Here is a 20,817-nt window from a genome sequence, read left to right as displayed (position 1 = left end):
GTGATCCGCCGCACCCTCGCCGCCGCCCTCACCCTCGCCGCCGGCTCCGCCCTGCTGACCGGCTGCGGCGCCGGCGACGCGGCGAGCGCGGAGGTCGCCGCCGGCAACCACGGCCCGAAGCTCAACATCGGCCCCGAGCAGCACCGCGTCCGCGGGACCAAGGACCCCCGCAGCGCCGCGCTGGTGCCCGCCCGGGTCCGCGAGAGCGGCGCACTGCGGATCGGCGTGGGCGCCGAGAGCAGCCCGCCGCTCAGCTTCTACGCCACCGACGACAAGACCCTCATCGGTGTCGAGGAGGACGTGGCCACCCTGGTCGCCGACACCCTCGGCCTCGCCCCGCGCTTCGAGCCGCTGTCCTGGGAGAACCTCTTCGTCGGCCTGGACAGCGGCAAGCTCGACGCGGTCTTCAGCAACGTCACCGTCACCGAGGAGCGCAAGGACAAGTACGACTTCGCCACCTACCGGCTCGACCAGCTGGCGATGGAGGCGAAGAAGGGCAGCGGCTGGAAGGTCCGCGGCGCGGCGGACGTGGCGGGCAAGACCGTCGCGGTCAGCTCCGGCACCAACCAGGAGAAGATCCTCGTCGACTGGAGCAAGGAGGACGAGGCGGCCGGCCGCAAACCGGTGGACATCAAGTACTTCCAGAAGGCGTCGGACGTCTACCTCGCGCTCCAATCGGGCCGGATCGACGGCTACTTCGGCCCCAACCCGACCGCCGCCTACCACGTGGGCGTCGCCGGCCAGACCGAGATCGTCGGCACCTTCTCCGGCGGCGGCGCCCGCCTCAAGGGCGAGATCGCCGCCACCACCCGCAAGGACAGCGGCCTGGTCAAGGCGTACGCCGCGGCCCTGCAGAAGGTCATCGACGACGGCCGCTACGCCAAGGTGCTGGCCCGCTGGGGGCTGTCCGGGGAGGCGGTGCGGACCTCGCGGATCAACCCGCCCGGCCTGCCCAGGACCAGCGACTGACCCCCGGCACCCGGCCCCGTACCCCACCGGCCCCCAAGGCCCCACAGGAAGGCCCCTCCCCATGCCCGTACCGCACCCCCCGCTGCGGCTGGCCGTCGCCCTGGACGCCCCGCAGCTCCCGCCCCGCTACGACGCCGCCCACCACCTCGCCCTCGCCCGGCTCGCCGAGCGCGGCACCCTGGACTTCGTCACCCTCGACGACCGCTTCGGCGGCGCCGGCCCGGACGCGCTGGCGGTGCTCGCCCGGATCGCGCCCGCCACCGAACGGATCGGACTGGTCCCGACGGTGACCACCACCCACACCGAGCCGTTCCACGTCTCCACCGCCGTGGCCACCCTGGACTGGGTCAGCCGCGGTCGGGCCGGCTGGACGGCGGAGGCGTCCACCACCGGGGCCGAGGCCGCGCTCGTCGGACGTCCCCGCGCCCTCGCCTCCGCCCCCACCGGGCGGGAGCCCCGTCCGACCGCCCCGGCCGCCGCGGTCTGGTCGGAGGCCGGCGAGGTCGCCGATGTCGTCGGGCTGCTCTGGGACAGCTGGGAGGACGACGCGGAGATCCGCGACCGGGCCACCGGCCGCTTCGTCGACCGCGCCAAGCTGCACCACGTCGACTTCACCGGACGCACCTTCGCGGTCCGCGGGCCGTCCATCGTGCCGCGCCCGCCGCAGGGCCGCCCGGTGACCGTCGTCGACGCGACCGGGGAGACCGGCGGGCCGGACGGTGCGGACGGCGCACCGGTCGGGGCGGGCCCGGAACCCGGCGGGGCGCGCTGGGAGGTGGCCGCCGCCCGGGCCGACGTCGCCCTGGTCCGGGCCGAGGACCCGCAGACCGCCGGCACCGCCCGCACCGCGCTGCACGCCCGCGCCCGGGCGCTCGGCCGCGACCCCGACCGGCTGCTGGTCCTGGCCTCGCTCCCGGTCGAGCTGCACTCCGCGGCCGACGCCGCCGGGCTCGCCGACCTGCTCGGCGACTGGTTCGCCCAGGGCGCCGCGGACGGCTTCCACCTGCGCCCCGCCGACCCCGGCCGGGACCTGACCCGGTTCGTCGAGACAACCGTCCCGCTCCTGCGGGAGCGCGGCCTGTTCCGCCGCTCCTACGAGGGCACGACCCTGCGCGAGCACCTCGGCCTGCCGCGCCCCGCCAGCACGTACGCCCTCGCCCGGGAGGCCGCCCGATGAGCCGGGAACCCCGTCCCCGCAAGCAGATCCACCTCGCCGCGCACTTCCCCGGCGTCAACAACACCACCGTCTGGGCCGCCCCGCCCGCCGGCCCGACCACCACCGCCGGCCGAGACGCTGCGCGTCACCCCGCTCTCGGCAGCCAGATCGACTTCTCGTCCTTCGAGCACCTGGCGCGGACCGCGGAGCGCGGCCTGTTCGACTTCTTCTTCCTGGCGGAGGGGTTGCGGCTGCGCGAGCACAAGGGCCGGATCCACGACCTCGACGTGCTGGGCCGGCCCGAGTCGCTCACCGTGCTGAACGCCCTGGCGGCGGTCACCGAGCGGCTGGGCCTGGCCGGCACGGTCAGCGCCACCTTCAACGAGCCCTACGAACTCGCCCGGCGCTTCGCCTCCCTGGACCACCTCAGCGGCGGCCGGGCCGCCTGGAACGTCGTCACCACCTCCGACGCCTTCACCGGGGAGAACTTCCGGCGCGGCGGCTTCCTCGACCGCGCCGACCGCTACACCCGCGCCGCGGAGTTCCTCGCCACCGCACGGGAGTTGTGGGACTCCCGGCCGGCCGGCGAGCCGCCGCGGCGGGTGGACCACCGGGGCCGGCACTTCACCGTCCGCGGCGAGTTCGGCGTGGCGCGCAGCCCCCAGGGCCACCCCGTCGTCATCCAGGCCGGGGACTCCCCCGAGGGCCGGGAGTTCGCCGCCTCCGCCGCCGACGTGGTCTTCACCCGGCACGGCGGGTTGGCGGCCGGCCGGGACTTCTACGCGGACGTCAAGCGCCGGCTCCCGGCGTACGGGCGGCGGCCCGCCGACCTCAAGATCATGCCGGGGGTGACCTTCGTCCTCGGCGACACCCTCGCCGAGGCCCAGGAGCAGGCCGCCGAGATCCGCCGGCAGCAGGTCTCCCCGCAGACCGCGCTGGTCACCCTGGAACAGGTCTGGGGGGTGGACCTGTCCTCCTACGACCCCGACGGGCCGCTGCCGGACATCGACCCGGACCCCGACGGCGAGCTGGCCCGCGGCCGGGTGCGGATCGCCGACCCGCAGGCGGTCGCGGACAAGTGGCGGGCGCTCTCCCGCGCCAAGGGGCTGTCCATCCGGGAGACGGTCATCGAGACCACCGGGCGGCAGTCGTTCATCGGCACCCCCGAGAGCGTCGCCCGTGAGATGGACGACTTCGTGCAGGGCGACGCCGCCGACGGCTTCATCCTCGTGCCGCACCTCACGCCCGGCGGCCTCGACTCCTTCGTGGCGCGGGTCGTCCCCCTGCTCCAGGAGCGCGGTGTGTACCGCACGGAATACACCGGGACCACCCTGCGCTCCCATTTGGGGCTGCCCGATCCGGCGCGCCCCGTAGGGAAGGACTGACATGACCAGCAGCACGACCGAGCCGGATGCCGTCCGCGCCTGGCAGGAGTGGCGCGAGGGCCGCCTGACCACGGTCGCCGCACCGTACGGTCCGCTCGCCCTCGTCGGCACCCACTGGCTCGCCGACCACCCCGACGGCCGCATCGCGGGGCTGCCGGGACACTGGGCGGTCGCCGCCGACGGAGCCGCGGTCGTCCTGCGGGCCGCGCCCGAGGACGGGCTCGCCGTGGACGGCGCACCGGCCGCCGGTACCGTCCGGCTCGCACCGGACGGCGGGCCGGCGGCGGCCCGGGTCGCCCACGGGGCGCGCCGCCTGGTGGTGCTGGAGCGCGAGGGCCTGTGGGCGGTCCGCGACTTCGATCCGGACTCCCCGGCCCGGCGCGCCTTCGCCGGCATCGACGTCCACCCGTACGACGCGCGCTGGGTGCGCCCGGGCCTGTTCCGCCCGTACGCCGAGCGGCGGACCGTCCAGGTGCCCAACGCCGACGGGCAGGAGCGGGGCTTCGTCCTGGGCGGTGAGCTGGCCTTCCCCCTCGACGGCGACGAGCACGTCCTCCAGGTCGCGGTCGAGCCGGACGGTTCGCTGTGGGCGGTGCTGGCCGACGCCACCAGCGGAACCGACAGCTACCGCTTCCGCTTCCTGCGGACGCCCGAACCGGCCGCGGACGGCACCGTGCCGGTCGACCTCAACCGCACCCAGTTGCCGCCCTGCGCCTTCGCCGACCACTTCATCTGCCCCTTCCCGGCGCCCGGCAACACCCTGCCGTTCGCCCTGCGGGCGGGGGAGCGGAACGCACTCGTCCGCTGAGCCGGACATCCCCCGCGTGCGGGGCCCGCCGCCCCGGCAGTCGTCAACTCGACTGCCGGGGCGGCGTGTTGAGGGCGCGCGTCGGGGTGGTGCGTGGGGCGTGGGATCGCGCCGGCCCTCTTGCGCCACGGGGGTCGGGCACCGGACACTCCCGCTCAGCGAGCTTTTGTCAGGGGCACGCAAAAAGCAGGTTCCCCACACGTCCGCGTGCCCTTCGGCTGCTCGCCTCACCGGTCGCCCCTCGGCGGCCCCCGATCCCCCTCGGAGGAATCAGTGAGGAACGAGCGCACCACCCCCCGCAGCGGCGTGGCGAGACGCACCCGGCTGATCGCCGCGGCGTCCGGACTGGTGGCCGTCGGCGCCATCGCCCTCCCGACCGCCGCCGGCGCCCAGACCCCTGCCCCCGCCACGACGTTCAGCGCCGCCCAGCTCAGTGCCGCGGGCAACGCGATCCGCACCGCGGACGTCGCGGGCACCGCCTGGCGGGTGGACCCGACGACCCACACCCTGGTCGTCACCGCCGACAGCACCGTCTCCCCGGCCCAGCTCACCAGGATCCAGCAGGCCGCGGGCAGCAACGCCGGGGCGGTCCGGATCGAGCGCACCACGGGCAGGATCCGCAAGCTGATCGCCGGCGGCGACGCCATCTACGCGCCCAGCTGGCGCTGCTCGCTCGGCTTCAACGTGCGCAGCGGCAGCACCTATTACTTCCTGACGGCCGGCCACTGCACCGACGGCAAGCCGCCCTGGTACACCAACTCCGCCGGCACCACCAGCATCGGACCGACCACCGGCTCCAGCTTCCCCGGCAACGACTACGGCATCGTGAAGTACACCAACGCCTCGGTGGCGCACGAGGGCACGGTCGGCAGCCAGGACATCACCAGCGCCGGGAACCCCACGGTCGGCCAGGCGGTCACCCGCCGCGGCTCCACCACCGGCATCCACAGCGGCAAGGTCACCGGCCTGAACGCCACCGTGAACTACGGCAACGGCGAGATCGTCTCCGGCCTCATCCAGACCACCGTCTGCGCCGAGCCCGGTGACAGCGGCGGCCCCCTCTACGCGGGCACCAAGGCGCTGGGCCTGACCTCCGGCGGCAGCGGCGACTGCACCAGCGGCGGCACCACCTTCTTCCAGCCCGTCACCGAGGCGCTCAGCGCGTACGGCGTGAGCATCTACTGACCTGCTGAGACGGCTCGCCCGCGCGCGAGGGAGGGCCCCCGCCGACCGGTCGGCGGGGGCCCGGCGGCGGGTCCGTCGCGCGCCTCGACCGGCCTCGGGGCCGGGCCTACCATGGGAGACGAAGGCGACTCGGGCGATGCGACGGCACGTTTCAGGGGGCCGTGATGGTCGGAGAACTGGTGGCGGCCGGAGTGGCGCTGGCCTCCGCGGGGACGGTCTACGTGATGGCCGCGGCGCGGGTGGTCAAGCAGTACGAGCGCGGCGTGGTGCTGCGGCTGGGGCGGCTGACCGCCCCGGTGCGCGGCCCGGGCTTCACCATGATCATCCCGGGCGTGGACCGGATGCGTAAGGTCAACATGCAGATCGTCACGATGCCGGTGCCCGCCCAGGAGGGCATCACCCGGGACAACGTCACGGTCCGGGTGGACGCGGTGGTCTACTTCAAGGTCGTCGACGCCGCCGACGCCATCGTCGAGGTGGAGGACTACCGCTTCGCGGTCTCCCAGATGGCGCAGACCTCGCTGCGGTCGATCATCGGCAAGAGCGAGCTGGACGATCTGCTGTCGAACCGCGAGAAGCTCAACCAGGGCCTGGAGCTGATGATGGACAGCCCGGCGATCGGCTGGGGCGTGAGCGTCGACCGGGTCGAGATCAAGGACGTCTCGCTCCCGGAGACGATGAAGCGCTCGATGGCCCGCCAGGCGGAGGCCACCCGGGACCGGCGGGCCCGGGTGATCAACGCGGACGCCGAGCTCCAGGCGTCCCGGAAGCTCGCCGAGGCCGCCGCGGCCATGTCCGACCAGCCCGCGGCGCTGCAACTGCGACTGCTGCAGACCGTGGTGGCGGTCGCCGCCGAGAAGAACTCCACCCTCGTCCTGCCCTTCCCCGTGGAGCTGCTGCGCTTCCTGGAGCGCTCCGGCCTCCAGGCCGAGGCGCAGACCGCCCAGGTGGCGGCGGAGGGCCAACGGGCCCGTGCGCAGCGGCCGGCCGGTGCCGCCGCCCCGCCCCCGGCGTCGAAGCCCCCGGCCCGGGGCCCGGTGGGCGGCGGTCGCGTCGAGGACGTCCTGCCGGCGCTGGAGGACCTCCCGGAGAGCGAACGCCTCGGCTGACGATTCGCTGTAACGCCGTTACGGGTGGCCGTCGTACCGCGGTACGACGGCCACCCGCCGTTGTCCGGCGTCCGTGCGCCCGGCCGTCGGGCCGTGACCGGACCGGAATTCCGCAGACGTTTTCCGGACAGCCGCGGCCCTCACACTTCGGGTGCCGCCGCCCGCGCCGTGCACCCTCTGATGTCCGCACTCAGGACTTCGGCGCGCGGATATCGGTGTGAACGCCGTGTGCTGAAAACGTGAACTCCCGTACCTGAGACCGGAACCCGGTCTTGTGCACGAGTGGGGCGGGTGGGAATACTCGGCTCCGTTGGCATGGACGCGACTCCCCGCGGCGGCCGCCACGGGGTCGACTCGTCCGTGCTCGGTACCTCACACCTCGCTCTCGGGCCCGCAGGACTCCCCACGGTCTGGGCCCATCCCCCCACGGGAGGCTCTGAGTTGACGCACCGACGCATACCCCACCGCCGCGCGATGCTGGCCAGTGCGGGCGCGCTCGCGCTCGCCGCCACCGCGACCCTGACCCTCGCCAACGCCCACGCGGCCCCCGCGCCCTCGGCGGCCAAGCTCTCGCCGGCCGCCGCGACCACCCTGGCGTCCCAGCTCAAGTCCGGTACGGCCGGCGCGTTCTACGACGCCAAGGCCCAGAAGCTGGTCGTCAACGTCGTTGACGAGGCGTCCGCGGCGACCGTCCGGGCCAAGGGCGCGGAGGCCAGAATCGTCAAGCACTCGATGGCGCAGCTCGACGCCGCGCGGCAGACGCTGAAGGCCAAGGCGACCATCCCCGGCACCGCCTGGGCGATGGACCCCCGCACCAACAAGGTCGTGGTGACCGCCGACCGCACGGTCACCGGTGCCAAGCTGGACCGGCTCACCACGGTCGCCAAGGGCCTCGGCGACACCGTCGAAGTCCGCCACAGCAAGGGCGAGTTCAAGCCCCTGATCGCCGGCGGCGACGCGATCTGGGGCAGCAGCGCCCGCTGCTCGCTCGGCTTCAACGTGGTCAAGGACGGCCAGCCGTACTTCCTGACCGCCGGCCACTGCGGCAACGCGGTCAAGGAGTGGTCCGACCAGCAGGGCGGCCAGACGATCGCGACCACCGAGGAATCCACGTTCCCGGGCAACGACTACTCGATCGCCAAGTACTCCGGCAGCGCCGAGCACCCCAGTGAGGTGGACCTCTACGGGGGCACCCAGAAGATCACCAAGGCGGCGGACGCCACCGTCGGCGAGAAGGTGAAGCGCAGCGGGAGCACCACCCAGGTGCACGACGGCACCGTCAAGGCGCTGAACGCCAGCGTCAACTACCAGGAGGGCACGGTCAACGGGCTGATCCAGACCGACGTCTGCGCCGAGCCCGGCGACAGCGGCGGCGCCCTCTTCGACGGCGAGAGCGCCCTGGGCCTCACCTCCGGCGGCAGCGGCGACTGCTCCAGCGGAGGCGAGACCTTCTTCCAGCCGGTTCCGGCCGCCCTCCAGGCGTACGGCGCACAGATCGGCTGACCCGGCTGCTCGGCCCCGGCCGACGGCAGGCACCGGCCCCCGGACGCGCTCCTCGTCCGGGGGCCGGCGCCGTTGCCGCCCGTCGCCGCGATCCTGACGTCACATCAGGACGTGGCCGGGGCGGGTCAGAACTCGAAGACCGAGCTCTTTCCGGCCGCCATCTCGCAGGAGTTGGCGAAGGTGTGGGTGTACGAGACCCGGCGCCCCTGCCAGACGCCGTCCGCGGTGACCACGATGGGCGCCCAGATCTTGTTGCATATCCGCTGCCCCTGGGCCTCGGTCACCTTGGTGAAGTCCCCGGCGACAGTGCGCAGTTGGGCGCAGGCGGCCTGCGCGTACGGGTGGCTGCCGGTGGCCTTCGGCATACAGCTCAGCGTCGTCGCGCGCAGCGCCGTGGCGCTCGCGCGGCTGTCGCCCTGGCCGATCGTCAGGACCATTTCGGTGGGTGCGTACAGGCCACCGGTCCGGGCGGGCTGGGCCGGTGCGGCGGCGGCCTGCGCGGTGGTGGACAGCGCGCCCAGAACCAGCGCCGCGCCGATTGCGACCGCCCCAGTGATGTACCGCATGACGAACACTCCTTGTGTTGTGGGTGTAGATGCCGGACGGGAGTCTGGCCCAACCGCATCTCAAACGCACGCGGCCCGATCACTTTCAGTCGATAGATGAAAGCTGAGGGTAATGGCGCGAATGCGCCCGGCGGCGGGGGAGCGGAGTGCCCGGGGGTGGTGTGCGGCCAGCGCCGATGAGGCTCCGCCGGTGGCGGCGGGAACGCCCCCGTGCGGAGCGAATCCGGCCGCCGACCGGTCGTTCGGGCGGTCTTCGATCTCCGGCGATTGGCCGAAGGGCGGGGCCTGGCCGGCGGTCGCCGCCGTCGCCCCGCGGGGCCGCCTACCCGTTGCCCGGCCCCGCATTCCTGCCGTCCGCGCCGTCGGGGCGCCCGTCCAGGCCGGGCAGTCCCGCGGTGAGTGCCCGCATGCCCCGGGCGACCAACTCCGCGGGGCCGTGCGGGCCGTCCGCCCGCGCGTCGCCGGCGGCCCACTCCTCGACCGCGACCCGCATCGCGGTGTTCGCCGCGGCCGCGGCCAACCGCACGTCGAGCGGGTCGGCGCCGGTGAGCCGTGCCAGCACCGGCTGCAACTCCTCCTCGGAGTCGTGGTGGACGCGGTGCCAGACCGCGCGCAGCGCCGGGTCGCCGGGCATCGCCCGGAGCAGCCCGCGGGTCCAGCGCAGGGCCTCCTCGGCGGGGCCGTCGGTGGGGGTCAGCGCGCGGCGGGCGGCCTGCTCCAACGCGGCCCGGGTGGGCGGCGCGTCCGGGCGGGCGGTGGCCTCGGCCAGGTCGTCGATCCACTGCCGGACGCCGACCGCGAGCAGCGGGGCCACCGCGTCCTCCTTGGTCCGGAAGTACCGGTAGAAGGTGCGCAGGGCGACCCCCGCGGTGCGGGCGATCTCGTCGGCGGTGACGCCGGGGCCGCGCTCGGCGAACAGGGCCGCCGCGGTGCGGGCGATCTCCAGTTGCGTCTCGGCCTTGCGGCGCTCGGTGAGGGAGGGTCGCGCGGGGGTGTGCGCGGCTGTGGTGCGCGGTGCGGTGGGCATGGTCCCAGCTTACGGAGCGCAGTGGCGCATAGGCATGACGTGCGAATATGGCACATCGTGCCAAGTGGGCGTACGGTGCGGACAGAACCCCCTAGAGGCACCCCGCCCCCGGGCACTTCACGAACGGAGCAGGACCATGAACCGCTTTGACGGACGCCGCGCACTGATCACCGGCGGCGGCTCGGGCATCGGACAGGCCACCGTGCACCGGATCCTCGCGGAGGGCGGCCGGGTCGTCGCGGTCGACGTCGACGAGGCGGGCCTGGCGGCCACCGCCGAGCGGGCCGCCGCGGACGGCACCGCCGACCGCCTCCACACCACGCGCCTGGACATCGCGGACGAGGCCGCGGTGCAGTCCGGCGTCGCCGCCGCGGTGGCGCACCTCGGCGGGCTGGACGTGCTGGTCAACGCGGCCGGCATCCTGCGCTCCGCGCACACCCACGCCACCACGCTGGACTTCTTCAACAAGGTCATTTCGGTCAACCTGACCGGCACCTTCCTGATGATCCGCGAATCGCTGCCGGCCCTGCTGGAGGGGCAGACCCCGGTGATCGTCAACTTCAGCTCCACCTCGGCGTCGTTCGCCCACCCGTACATGGCGGCGTACGCGGCCAGCAAGGGCGGCATCCAGTCGATGACGCACGCCATCGCCAGCGAGTACAGCAAGCAGGGGCTGCGCGCGGTGTGCGTGGCGCCGGGCTCGATCGCCAGCAACATGACCACCGGCCGTGGCCCGGGGCTGCCGGAGGACGCGGACCTGAGCCTGTTCGTGAAGCTCGCCCCGGCGCTCGGCCAGGGCTTCGCCGGCCCGGAGACCGTCGCCGGCGTGATCGCGATGCTCGCCTCGGAGGACGGCGCGTTCGTCACCGGCACCGAGATCCGCATCGACGGCGGTACGCACATGTGACGGACCGGCGACGGCCGGAAACCGCCGGCCCGTGGGGATCACCGCGGGCCGGGGGCCGCGAGAATGAGGGACGGCGCCCCGTGTGTGCCGCGTCGGGAGGGGCGTGGCAGGCGCGGGGCGCCGTCGTTCGTGCCGGTGCTCAGGCCGGCAGGTGCTTCTCGCCGCCGGCCGTCACGCCGCCGGCCCGCTCGTCGGCCGTCCTGTGCAGCGCCGCCAGTGCGACGGTGACCAGCGCGCCGCCCACCGCCCACGCGGAGAGCACCAGCAGTGGTCCGGTCAGGGACTGGCCCCGGAAGTAGGCGATCGAGCGCGCCGCCCAGGTGCCGGCGCCCGGCGGCAGGGCGGGGCCGATCGCCCGCCAGAACGGCGGCAGCAGCGGGTACGGGTAGGCGCCGCCCGCGCTCGGATTGCCGAACACCACGATCACCAGGATCGCCAGGCCGATGCCGATGACGCCCAACAGCCCCTGGAAGGCCAGGGTGGTGGCGCCCACCGCGAAGACGGTCAGCGCGCCCAGGCCCCACAGCCCGAAGAGGCTGCCGGGCAGCGCGCCGAGGACCGGGCCGACCACGATCGCCCCGGCCAGCCCGGCGGCGATCGCGTAGAGCGCCAGCGCGGCCAGCCGGATGACCGCCCGCTGCCGGTTGGCCGGGCGCGCCCCGGCGCTGATCGCCAGGATCGCGGCGCACAGGTAGCCGCCGACGCACCACCCCACGACCAGGTAGAACGACGACAGGCTGCGGCCGTCGCCGGCGTCGGTCGGAATCACGTCCTGGGTGCGCACGGTCCGTCCCTGCTGCTTCTCGGCCGCCGTCACGACCGCCTCGACGGCCTGGGAGAGCGAGGCGCCGCCCCCGCTGGCGACCAGCAGCCGGTCGGTGGTGCCGCGCGGATCGACGAGCAGCGCGGCGTCGAGGGTGCGGTCCTCGATCTGACGCCGGGCGGCCTGTTCGGAGGCGACCGGGCGCGGGTCCAGCGGTGCGCCCGGGAGCCGGTCGAGCTTCTGCACGAGGTCCCCGCGGATCTGGGCGGGGGCCACCACGGCGAGCGGCACGCGGTCCGGCTTCGGGTGGTGGAAGGCGCCGGCGTACGACGTGATGAACGCGACCATCAGGCCCAGCACCCCGATCACCAGGAGCGCCGCCCGGGCCGTCACCGCGCTCCTCACCTCCTCGACGAAGGTCGGGCGGGTGCCGTCGTCGATCGTGGCCATGCGCCGCTCCGTTCCGGGGTTCGCAGCTCTTCCAGGGGCTTTATATACCTTTTGGTTGATATCTCCAGGATCGGGTGCACCCCGGGCGCGTGTTCGTACGGATGTTCGAAAGAAGCGTTATGGTGGAGGAAGTGAAACGAGGGACGCGAATACAGCCGGGGGGCGTATGAGGTGCAGGAGGTGCGGATGCCCGGGTTCACGCATCTGCACACCGCTTCGGGCTTCTCGCTGCGCTACGGCGCCTCCCACCCGGAGCGGCTGGCCGAGCGCGCCGCCGAACGCGGGATGGACGCCCTCGCCCTGACCGACCGGGACGGGCTCTCCGGCGCCGTCCGGTTCGCCAAGGCCGCCGCCGCGGCCGGCGTCCGCCCCCTGTTCGGCGCCGAACTGGCCGTCGCCGACGGGGAGTCCGTGCCCCGACCCGCCGTCCGCCCCCGCACCCCGGTCCGCGGCGGCGCCTTCCTCGACGAGTCCGCCGCCCGCGCCGTCTTCCTGGCCCGGGACGGCGCCGCCGGCTGGGCCGCCCTGTGCCGACTGGTCTCGGCCGCCCACGCGGGCCGCACCGAACGCCCGGTCCTGCCGCGGCACGCCCTGGACGCCGCCACCGACGGGCTGACCGTCCTGCTCGGGCCGGACTCCGAGGTCGGCCGGGCGCTGGCCGCCGCCCGCCCGGACCGCGCCGCGCGGCTCCTCGCCCCCTGGCGCGAGCGGTACGGCGACGCGCTGCGCCTGGAGGTCGTCGACCACGGGCGCCCGGGCAGCGGCCCCGGTTCCCTGCGGCTGGCCGCCCGCACCCTCGGCTTCGCCGTCGACCAGGGCGTCCCCGCCGTCCTGAGCAACGCGGTCCGCTACGCCGACCCCGGTCAGGGCCCGGTCGCCGACGTCCTGGACTCCGCCCGCCGCCTGGTGCCGGTGGACCGGCGCCGCCCCGAGACCTGGGACGGCGGCGAGCGCTGGCTGAAGGACTCCGCCGCGATGGGCCGCGCCGCCGAGCGGATCGCCGAGGCGGCCGGCTTCCGGCGCGGCCGGGCCCACCGGCTGCTCGCCCTGACCGAGGAGACCGCGGGGGAGTGCCGGGTGGACCCCCGAAGCGACATCGGACTCGGCCGGATCCACTTCCCCGAACCCGCCCTGGTCGGCGCCGCGCACCGCACCGCCGCCCGGGTGCTGCGCTCCCGCTGCGCCGCCGCGATGGTGCTGCGCGGCTACGACCGCGACCGCGCCCGCTGGGCCCGGTTGCACGACGAACTGGGCACCATCGAGCGGCTCGGCTACCCCTCGTACTTCCTGACGGTCGCTCAGGTAGTCGACGACGTTCGGAGCCTGGGGATCCGGGTGGCCGCCCGGGGCTCCGGCGCCGGGTCCCTGGTCAACCACCTGCTGGGCATCGCCCACGCCGACCCGGTCGAGCACGGGCTGCTGATGGAGCGGTTCCTGTCCGGGCGGCGGGCCGCACTGCCGGACATCGACATCGACGTGGAGTCGGCGCGCCGGCTGGAGGTCTACCACGCGATCTTCGACCGCTTCGGTGCCGAGCGGGTGGCGACCGTCGCGATGCCCGAGACCTACCGCGTCCGGCACGCCGTGCGGGACGTGGGCGCCGCCCTGGGCCTGGACCCGGCGCGGGTCGACGGGCTGGCCAAGGCGTTCCCGCACATCCGGGCCCGGGACGCCCGCGCCGCGCTGGCCGAACTCCCCGAACTGCGCGGGGTGCGGGAGGGCGTCGACGAACGGCTGTGGCAGCTCGTCGAGGCGCTGGACGCGCTGCCCCGCGGGATGGCCATGCACCCGTGCGGGGTGCTGCTCTCCGACGCCACGCTGCTGGACCGCACCCCCGTCGTGCCCACCAGCGGCGAGGGGTTCGCGATGTCCCAGTTCGACAAGGACGACGTGGAGGACCTGGGACTGCTCAAGCTCGACGTGCTGGGCGTGCGGATGCAGTCCGCGATGGCGCACGCGGTCGCCGAGATCGGCCGGGCCACCGGGGTCCGCCTCGACCTCGACGACCCGGCGCAGGTGCCGCCCGGCGACCCGGCCACCTACGACCTGATCCGCTCGACCGAGACGCTGGGCTGCTTCCAGATCGAGTCGCCCGGCCAGCGCGACCTGGTCGGCCGGCTCCAGCCCGCCACCTTCCACGACCTGGTCGTCGACATCTCGCTGTTCCGGCCCGGCCCGGTCGCCGCCGACATGGTGCGGCCCTTCATCGACGCCCGGCACGGCCGCGCGCCCGTCCGCTACCCCCACGCCGACCTGGCGGAACCGCTGCGTGAGACCTACGGGGTGGTGGTGTTCCACGAGCAGATCATCGAGATCCTGCGGATCATGACCGGATGCGGCCGGGACGAGGCGGACGAGTGGCGGCGCGCCCTGGCCGACGCGGAGCAGCAGGCCCGGGTGCGCGACTGGTTCGCCCGGCGGGCCGCCGGCCGCGGCTACGCCCCCGACGTCGTCGCGCACACCTGGGAGATCGTCGAGGCGTTCGGCGCGTACGGCTTCTGCAAGGCGCACGCGGTGGCGTTCGCGGTGCCCACCTACCAGTCCGCCTGGCTCAAGGCGCACCACCCGGCGGCCTTCTACGCCGGGCTGCTCACCCACGACCCCGGGATGTACCCCAAGCGGCTGCTGCTCGCGGACGCCCGGCGGCGCGGGGTGCCGGTGCTGCCGCTGGATGTGAACCGGTCGGCGATCACCCACCGGATCGAACTGGTGTCCGGTCGGGAGGGTGCTCCGGACGCCTGGGGGCTGCGCCTGGCCCTCTGCGACGTGCACGGAATGAGCGGGGTCGAGGCCGGCCGGATCGCGGACGGCCAGCCCTACCGCTCACTCGCCGACCTCTGGCAGCGGGCCCGGCCGAGCCGCCCGGTGGCCGAGCGCCTCGCCCGGGTCGGCGCCCTGGACGCCTTCGGCGCCAACCGCCGGGACCTGCTGCTGCACCTCGCCGAACTGCACCGGCACGGACGCGGCGCCCCCGGCGGGCAGTTGACGCTCCATCTGGACGGCCAGCCGGGGCTCCCGCCCCGTCCGGGCGGAGCCGGTGACGGGGCGGGAGTCGAATCGGCCGAAACGGTCGAGCCGGCCGGCCTGCCCGACCTCAGCGACGTGGAACGGCTCAGCGCCGAGCTGGGCGTCCTCGGCATGGACGCCTCCCGCCACCTGATGGCCGACCACCGGGACTTCCTCGCCGAGTTGGGCGCGGTGCCGGCCCGGCTGCTGCGCGACGCCCGGCACGGCGACACGGTGCTGGTCGCCGGCGCCAAGGCGGCCACCCAGACCCCGCCGATCCGCTCCGGCCGCCGGGTCATCTTCACCACCCTCGACGACAGCACCGGCCTGGTCGACTGCGCCTTCTTCGACGACAGCCATGAGGCATGCGCCCGGACCGTCTTCCACTCGTGGCTGCTCCTGGTGCGCGGCACGGTCCAGCGCCGCGGCCCGCGCAGCCTCAGCGTGGTCGGCAGCGCCGCCTGGAACCTCGCCGAACTGGCCGAACTCCGCCGCACCGGCGGCCTGGAGGCGGTCACCGCCCGGCTCGCCGCCGCACCGGAACCGGACCGTGCGCCCCAAGACGGCGCCCCCTCGGACGGGCCCGCCGCCGAGCCCGGCCCCTCCGGCGCGGGCGCCGGCCGCACCATCCGCCTGGAGACCGGTTACGCACTGCACCCGTGGGCGGACCTCCAGCCGCCCGGCGAACGCGCCGCCACCGGCCGCAAGCTCTGGCACGCCAGCCCCGGGAGCGCCGGATGACCCCCACCCCGAAACCGCCCGCCGCCCCGCCGCCCCCGACCGGGGGCCGACGGCCGCCCGGCACGCTGTACGTCCGCTTCCGGACCGCCGCCGGCGCCCCGGACGGCCCCGGCGGCCCCGTTGACGCTCGCCAGTACGAGCAACTGCTCGCCCTGCTCGGCCAGTTCACGCCCGTCGTCCAGGCGCTGCCGCCGGACGCCGCGCTCGCCGACGTCCGCGGCGCACTGCGCTACTTCGACCGGGACGCGGCGGGCATCGCCGCCCTGATCCGGCTGCGCGCCCTGGCCTGGCACGGCGTGCGGTGCACCATCGGCATCGGCAACAACCCGCAGCTGGCCCGGATCGCGGCCCAGGACGCCCCGCCCGGCGGCATCCGGGCCGTGCCCGCCGACCCCCGGTCGGCCGCCGCCTTCCTCGACCGCCGCCCGGCCTCCGCGCTGTACGGCGTCGGACCCGCGGCGGCCCGCGCGCTGTCCGCCTACGGGCTCGACAGCGTCGGCCGGATCGCCGCCGCCCCGCCCGCCACCCTCCAACGCATCCTGGGCGCCCGGGCCGGCCGGGCGGTCTCCGAACGGGCCCGGGGCATCGACCCCACCCCCGTCACCCCCAACGCCGCCACCCGCTCGATCGCCGCCGAACACCGCTTCCCCCACGACGAACTGGACCCGGACCGGCGTCGCCGGGCGCTGCTCTCGCTCGCCGACGAACTCGGCGCCCGGCTGCGAGCGGACGGCCGGGCGGCCCGCGCGCTCACCCTCACCGTCCGCTACGCCGACCGCTCCACCACGACCCGCACCCGACGGCTGGACGCGCCGACCGCGCACGGTCCCGCACTGACCGCGGCGGCCTACGCGCTGCACGCCGCCCTCGGCCTCCAGCGGGCCCGGGTGCGCACGCTGGCCCTGCGCGCCGAGGACCTGTGCCGCGCCGAACGCGCCGCGCGCCAACTGACCTTCGACCCCACCGACGACAAGGCGCACCGCATCGAAGCGGCCGTCGACCGCGCCCGGGCCCGCTTCGGCACCGCGGTGGTGCGCCCCGCGGCGGTGCTCGGCCCGGCGGCCCCCGGGCCGGACCGGCCCCTCGGCCCGTAGTACCGCCCGTCATCTCCCCTGCACGCAACCGGCGTTGCGCACCCGGTGGTGCGGTGTGGATCAGGTGCGTTTTCCTTCACCGTCACGCCACTGGTACGCCCTGCTTACCCGCTCGTAACTTACTTGGCAGTCACCACGTTGGCCCTTGCGATCCGGATCGCAGGTGACCGGCTCACGAAGCACTTCGGAAGCCCCTCACCCCGCAAGGAGCATCGTATGAAGCTGCGTTGGTCGAGACTGTGCGCAGTCCTCCCGGCGGCCGCCCTGGCCCTCGGACTCACCACGGCAACCCCCGCGGCGGCGTCCCCCACCGTCAGCAGCGGCTGGAACGACTTCTCGTGCAAGCCCTCCAGCGCCCACCCCCGCCCCGTCGTCCTCGTCCACGGCACCCTCGGCAACGCGGTCGACAACTGGCTCGGCCTCGCCCCCTACTTGGTCGCCCGCGGCTACTGCGTCTTCTCCCTGGACTACGGCCAACTGCCCGGCGTCCCCCTCTTCGACGGGCTCGGCCCGATCGACGCCTCGGCGGGCCAACTCGCCACCTACGTCGACCGGGTGCGGGCCGCGACCGGCGCGGACAAGGTGGACCTCGTCGGGCACTCCCAGGGCGGCATGATGCCCCGGGTCTACCTGAAGTTCCACGGCGGCGCGGACAAGGTGCACACGCTGGTGGGGCTGGCCCCCGACAACCACGGCACCACCCTCGACGGCCTGACCAGGCTGCTGGACCTCTTCCCCGGCGCCAAGCAGTACCTCGACACGTTCACCCCGGGGCTGACCGACCAGGCCACCGGGTCCGCCCTCCTGGCCCGCCTCAACGCCGGCGGCGACACCCTCCCCGGCATCCACTACACCGTCATCGCCACCAAGTACGACGAGGTCGTGACGCCCTACACCTCGGGCTTCCTCAAGGGCTCCGACGTGCACAACGTCGTCCTCCAGGACCTGTGCGCCCTCGACCTCTCCGAGCACGTGGCCATCGGAACGGTCGACCGGATCGCCTTCCACGAGACGGCCAACGCGCTCGACCCGGCGCACGCCACCCCGACCACCTGCGCCTCGGCCGCGAGCTGAGCGCCGGCCCGGCCCGCGGTCGGCGCGCGGGCCGGGCCGTGGGCCGGGTGCCTGCCCGGACGGCTCAGTGGGCGCCCCGGCCCGTCCGGCGCAGCGTCAGGAAGGCGCCGGACGCGCCCGCCAGCACCACCGGGATCAGCAGCAGCCACCCGGAGAAGGCGAGCACCGCGGCCGTCAGCACGGAACTGGCCAGCCCGCCGTACCAGAGCGGGGTGCGCCGGGGCAGCAGCACCGACGCGGCGACCAACCCCGCCAGCGTCACCGCGGCCAGGCAGGTGGCGGTGGCCCGCATCAGCAGGTCCAGGTCGGCGGCGCCGGCCCCGGCCGGCACCGCGAGCACCGCCGCCACCCCGCCCAGCACCGCCAGCGACCGGCGCGGCACCTCGCCCGGCGCGCCGCCCTTGGCCATCCAGCGGGGTGCGGCGCCGTCCCGGCCGAGCGCAGCGCCGAGCCGGGAGGCCCCGGCCAGATAGGAGTTGACCGCCCCGAAGGTCAGGAACAGCGCCGCCGCGGCCGCCACCGGCCGGGCGGCGGTGCCCACGCTCTGGGCGAGCAGGGCGGTCAGCGGGGTGTCGGTCCTCGCGGCGGCCGGACCCAGCGCCCCGATGGTGGTGACCGCCAGCCCCAGGTACAGCACGGTGATCACGGCGAGCGTGCGGCGGGTCACCCGCGGCAGGTCCCGGGCCGGATCGGCGAACTCGCCCGAGAGGTGGCTGGCCGCCTCCCAGCCGGCGAACGCGAAGAACAGCACCGAGGCCGCCGACCCCACCGACGTCCAACCGCCGGGCAGGAACGGGGTGAAGTGGTCCGCGGACACCCGGGGCGCGGCGGCCAGCACCGTGCACAGCAGCACCGCCGCCAGCAGCCCGCCGAGCAGCAGCTGCACCCGGCCGGACATCCGCAGCCCGACCGCGTTGGAGACCAGCGCCCCCACCAGCACCGCCGCGCCGACCGCGGCCGCACCGGTCGGGCCCCAGCCGGCCGCGTCGGCCACGTACTTCCCGCCGATCCAGGCGGCCGAGACCACCCCCAGCGGCACCGCCCCGTAGAACCACCACCCGACGACCGCCGCGGCCCGCGGTCCGATCGCCCGGTGGACGTACGTGGCGACGCCCCCGCCGTCGGGGAACCGGGCGCCCAGCGCCGCGAACGACGCGGCCACCGGGACGCACATGGCGAGCAGCACGACCCAGGCCAGCAGGGAGGCCGGACCGGCCGCGGCGGCGGCCAGCGACGGCAGCGTCAGCACGCCGGGACCCAGCACGGCACCGGCGCACAACGCGGTACCGCTGCCGATGCCCAGCCGCCGTACATCCGGCCGCGGAGAAGCAGTAAGAGATGTTTCTTGTACGGACACAGCCGAATACGCTAATCGGAACTTTGATCATATTGCGGTTGCGCCGAACTAAATTCGGCAGCGGCCGCCATCATGGGCGCATGGACGACATTGATTCGGCGATTGTCCGGGAACTCCAGCGCGATGCACGGCAGACCAACCGCGAACTGGCCGGCAAACTGAACATCGCCCCCTCGACCTGCCTGGAGCGGGTCCGTGCCCTGCGCGCCCGCGGAGTGATCACCGGCTACCGGGCGACGGTCGACCTGCGCGCCCTCAACCGCCCCGTGCAGGCCCTGCTGACGGTCCGGATCCGGCCGATGAACCGCGAGGTGATCGAGCGGTTCAAGGCGTTCTTGACCTCGCTGCCCGAGGTGCTCAGCGTCTACGTCGTCGCGGGCGGCGACGACTTCCTGGTGCATGTCGCGGTCCCGGACGTGGACCGGCTGCACGCCCTGCTGATGGACCGCATCTTCAAGCGCCGGGAAGTCGTCGACTGCCGCAGCTCGGTGATCTACCAGCACGTCGCCAACGACGTCGTCGAGCCGCTGCCGGCCGAGCGGTCCTGAGGGACCCACCCGGACGGCGGCGGCCCGACGACGGCCCGGCCCGGCCCGACTCGCGACGGGCCGGGCCGGGCCGGGCCGCCGCGCGGTCTACCGGCGGACGGCCCGGCGGCGGGCGGTCGTGAACAGCACCGCGGCGCCCACCGCGAGCACCGCGGCGCCCCCGATGGCCAGCGGGGCGGTGCTGCCGTCGCCGCCGGTCTCCGCCAGGTGCCTGCCGTCGACCGGCTTCGACGCACCGTCCGGGTGCGCACCGCCCGCCGCGGAACCGGCGCCCGGCGCGGGGGCCGGGCCGTCGGCCGGTGCCGCGCCGGACGGCTGCTCGTGGCCGCCGCCCATGGCGTGGTCGTGCTGGCTCATGTCCATCGAGGACCTGTCGGCGCCCGCCGCGATCTGACGGTCGGTCGGCGCGGACGCGGCCGGCGCGGACGCGGCCGGCGCCGGCGTCGACGGACCGCCGGCACCGCCACCGTCCTTGCCGAACACCACGTCGGAACAGGTGTAGAAGGCTTCCGGGCTGTCCGAGCGCTGCCAGATGCTGTACACGAGGTGCCGGCCGGACCGGGCGGGCACCGTACCGTCGAAGACGTAACTGCCGTTGGTCAGCGTCGGGTCGGTGACCTTGGCGAACGGCTGCGCCTCCAGGTCGGACCACTTCAGGGGCTTCGCCGGGTCGTAGCCGTCCTTGGTGAGGTACAGCTCGAACGTGCCCTTGTGCGGGGCGGTCGCCCGGTAGCGGAAGGTGTGCTTGCCGGCCTTCATCGGGGTGGACGGCCAGTCGGCGCGCGGCAGGTCCAGCCCCTTGTACTCGTCGTTGCCGGCGCTGCACAGCTTCCCGTCCGGGATGCGCTCCTTCGACTTGCCGCCGGCGGCGCCGTCCCGGACGCCGTTCCAGTCGTACAGCGCCTGCGCGCCGCCGACCTGCACGGCGGCCTTGCACGCGGCGGACCGCGGACTCTCGGGCCCCTCCGCGTAGCAGGCGGAGACCCGGCTGACCGGGTCCGACATCGACCCGTGCGCGGCGGCCGGGGTCGCGGTGAGCACGGTGAGCGCCACAGGGGCGAGGCCGAACAGGGCGATCCCGGCGGCCTTGCGGCGAACGGTCATCGTGGGGGTCTCCTTCATCGGGCGGGTCGGTTGCGGCCGCGCGGCACGCCCGCGCCCGGCGGGGG

Annotated in this window: 17 protein-coding genes; 12 read left to right on the top strand and 5 right to left on the bottom strand. The window is 74.9% G+C overall.

What is annotated here, in order from left to right:
• The 7 genes from ACJ6WD_RS27610 to ACJ6WD_RS27580 all read left to right on the top strand — a co-directional run bounded on the left by ACJ6WD_RS27610 (position 1) and on the right by ACJ6WD_RS27580 (position 8,115).
• The gene (locus ACJ6WD_RS27610; protein WP_233660462.1) at positions 1-969 is read left to right on the top strand and encodes an ABC transporter substrate-binding protein; all 969 of its coding nucleotides are present in this window, start codon (positions 1-3) and stop codon (positions 967-969) included.
• Between the two features lie 61 nt (positions 970-1,030).
• Entirely contained in the window at positions 1,031-2,146 is a 1,116-nt protein-coding gene (locus ACJ6WD_RS27605) for an LLM class flavin-dependent oxidoreductase (RefSeq protein ID WP_407616737.1), read from the top strand.
• Positions 2,143-3,510 (top strand): NtaA/DmoA family FMN-dependent monooxygenase, encoded by a 1,368-nt coding sequence (locus ACJ6WD_RS27600; protein WP_331248455.1) that lies wholly within the window; start codon positions 2,143-2,145, stop codon positions 3,508-3,510. Before ACJ6WD_RS27605 ends, ACJ6WD_RS27600 begins: the two co-directional genes overlap by 4 nt.
• A gap of 1 nt (position 3,511) precedes the next feature.
• Positions 3,512-4,318: a DUF1684 domain-containing protein gene (locus tag ACJ6WD_RS27595; protein ID WP_407616736.1), complete on the top strand. Its 807-nt coding sequence runs from the start codon at positions 3,512-3,514 to the stop codon at positions 4,316-4,318.
• A 273-nt stretch (positions 4,319-4,591) separates the two neighbouring features.
• The gene (locus tag ACJ6WD_RS27590; RefSeq protein WP_233660467.1) at positions 4,592-5,503 is read left to right on the top strand and encodes a S1 family peptidase; all 912 of its coding nucleotides are present in this window, start codon (positions 4,592-4,594) and stop codon (positions 5,501-5,503) included.
• Between the two features lie 164 nt (positions 5,504-5,667).
• A complete protein-coding gene (locus tag ACJ6WD_RS27585) occupies positions 5,668-6,612 on the top strand; it encodes a slipin family protein (RefSeq protein WP_233660468.1) in 945 nt (314 codons plus the stop codon).
• Positions 6,613-7,086: 474 nt separating this feature from the next.
• Positions 7,087-8,115 (top strand): S1 family peptidase, encoded by a 1,029-nt coding sequence (locus ACJ6WD_RS27580; protein WP_233660517.1) that lies wholly within the window; start codon positions 7,087-7,089, stop codon positions 8,113-8,115.
• Between the two features lie 125 nt (positions 8,116-8,240).
• Here the strand turns inward: ACJ6WD_RS27580 and ACJ6WD_RS27575 are convergent, their stop codons facing one another.
• Positions 8,241-8,681 carry a subtilase-type protease inhibitor gene (locus ACJ6WD_RS27575; RefSeq protein ID WP_233660470.1) on the bottom strand — a complete coding sequence of 147 codons (441 nt, stop codon included), beginning with the start codon at positions 8,679-8,681 and terminating at the stop codon, positions 8,241-8,243.
• A gap of 322 nt (positions 8,682-9,003) precedes the next feature.
• A complete protein-coding gene (locus ACJ6WD_RS27570) occupies positions 9,004-9,708 on the bottom strand; it encodes a TetR/AcrR family transcriptional regulator (RefSeq protein WP_044374702.1) in 705 nt (234 codons plus the stop codon).
• Positions 9,709-9,844: 136 nt separating this feature from the next.
• Between ACJ6WD_RS27570 and ACJ6WD_RS27565 the strand changes: the two genes are divergently transcribed.
• On the top strand, positions 9,845-10,615 hold the full coding sequence (locus tag ACJ6WD_RS27565; RefSeq protein ID WP_376447269.1) for an SDR family NAD(P)-dependent oxidoreductase: 771 nt from the start codon (positions 9,845-9,847) through the stop codon (positions 10,613-10,615).
• 139 nt (positions 10,616-10,754) lie between these two features.
• Here ACJ6WD_RS27565 and ACJ6WD_RS27560 read toward each other — a convergent pair whose 3' ends face one another.
• Positions 10,755-11,828 carry a DUF3533 domain-containing protein gene (locus ACJ6WD_RS27560; protein ID WP_233660473.1) on the bottom strand — a complete coding sequence of 358 codons (1,074 nt, stop codon included), beginning with the start codon at positions 11,826-11,828 and terminating at the stop codon, positions 10,755-10,757.
• 186 nt (positions 11,829-12,014) lie between these two features.
• Between ACJ6WD_RS27560 and ACJ6WD_RS27555 the strand changes: the two genes are divergently transcribed.
• The 3 genes from ACJ6WD_RS27555 (at position 12,015) to ACJ6WD_RS27545 (ending at position 17,743) form a co-directional block, all read left to right on the top strand.
• The gene (locus tag ACJ6WD_RS27555; protein WP_407616735.1) at positions 12,015-15,575 is read left to right on the top strand and encodes a DNA polymerase III subunit alpha; all 3,561 of its coding nucleotides are present in this window, start codon (positions 12,015-12,017) and stop codon (positions 15,573-15,575) included.
• Positions 15,572-16,669, top strand: a complete 1,098-nt coding sequence (locus ACJ6WD_RS27550) for a hypothetical protein (RefSeq protein ID WP_233660475.1) — start codon at positions 15,572-15,574, stop codon at positions 16,667-16,669. Before ACJ6WD_RS27555 ends, ACJ6WD_RS27550 begins: the two co-directional genes overlap by 4 nt.
• 216 nt (positions 16,670-16,885) lie before the next feature.
• Positions 16,886-17,743, top strand: coding sequence for an esterase/lipase family protein (locus ACJ6WD_RS27545; RefSeq protein ID WP_407616734.1), 858 nt, complete (start codon positions 16,886-16,888; stop codon positions 17,741-17,743).
• A 64-nt stretch (positions 17,744-17,807) separates the two neighbouring features.
• Here ACJ6WD_RS27545 and ACJ6WD_RS27540 read toward each other — a convergent pair whose 3' ends face one another.
• The gene (locus ACJ6WD_RS27540) at positions 17,808-19,100 is read right to left on the bottom strand and encodes an APC family permease (RefSeq protein WP_376447981.1); all 1,293 of its coding nucleotides are present in this window, start codon (positions 19,098-19,100) and stop codon (positions 17,808-17,810) included.
• Positions 19,101-19,180: 80 nt separating this feature from the next.
• On the opposite strand from ACJ6WD_RS27540, the gene ACJ6WD_RS27535 reads away from it, so the two are divergent.
• The gene (locus ACJ6WD_RS27535; RefSeq protein ID WP_016578907.1) at positions 19,181-19,648 is read left to right on the top strand and encodes an Lrp/AsnC family transcriptional regulator; all 468 of its coding nucleotides are present in this window, start codon (positions 19,181-19,183) and stop codon (positions 19,646-19,648) included.
• A gap of 87 nt (positions 19,649-19,735) precedes the next feature.
• Here ACJ6WD_RS27535 and ACJ6WD_RS27530 read toward each other — a convergent pair whose 3' ends face one another.
• A complete protein-coding gene (locus ACJ6WD_RS27530; protein ID WP_407616733.1) occupies positions 19,736-20,752 on the bottom strand; it encodes a lytic polysaccharide monooxygenase in 1,017 nt (338 codons plus the stop codon).
• Between the last annotated feature and the right edge of the window lie 65 nt (positions 20,753-20,817).

Origin of the sequence: Streptomyces sp. VTCC 41912, from assembly GCF_045799175.1 — a bacterium.
GTDB lineage: Bacteria > Actinomycetota > Actinomycetes > Streptomycetales > Streptomycetaceae > Streptomyces > Streptomyces albulus_C.
Note: the sequence above shows the minus strand (reverse complement) of the source record. Positions and strands in the feature narration are given on the sequence as shown.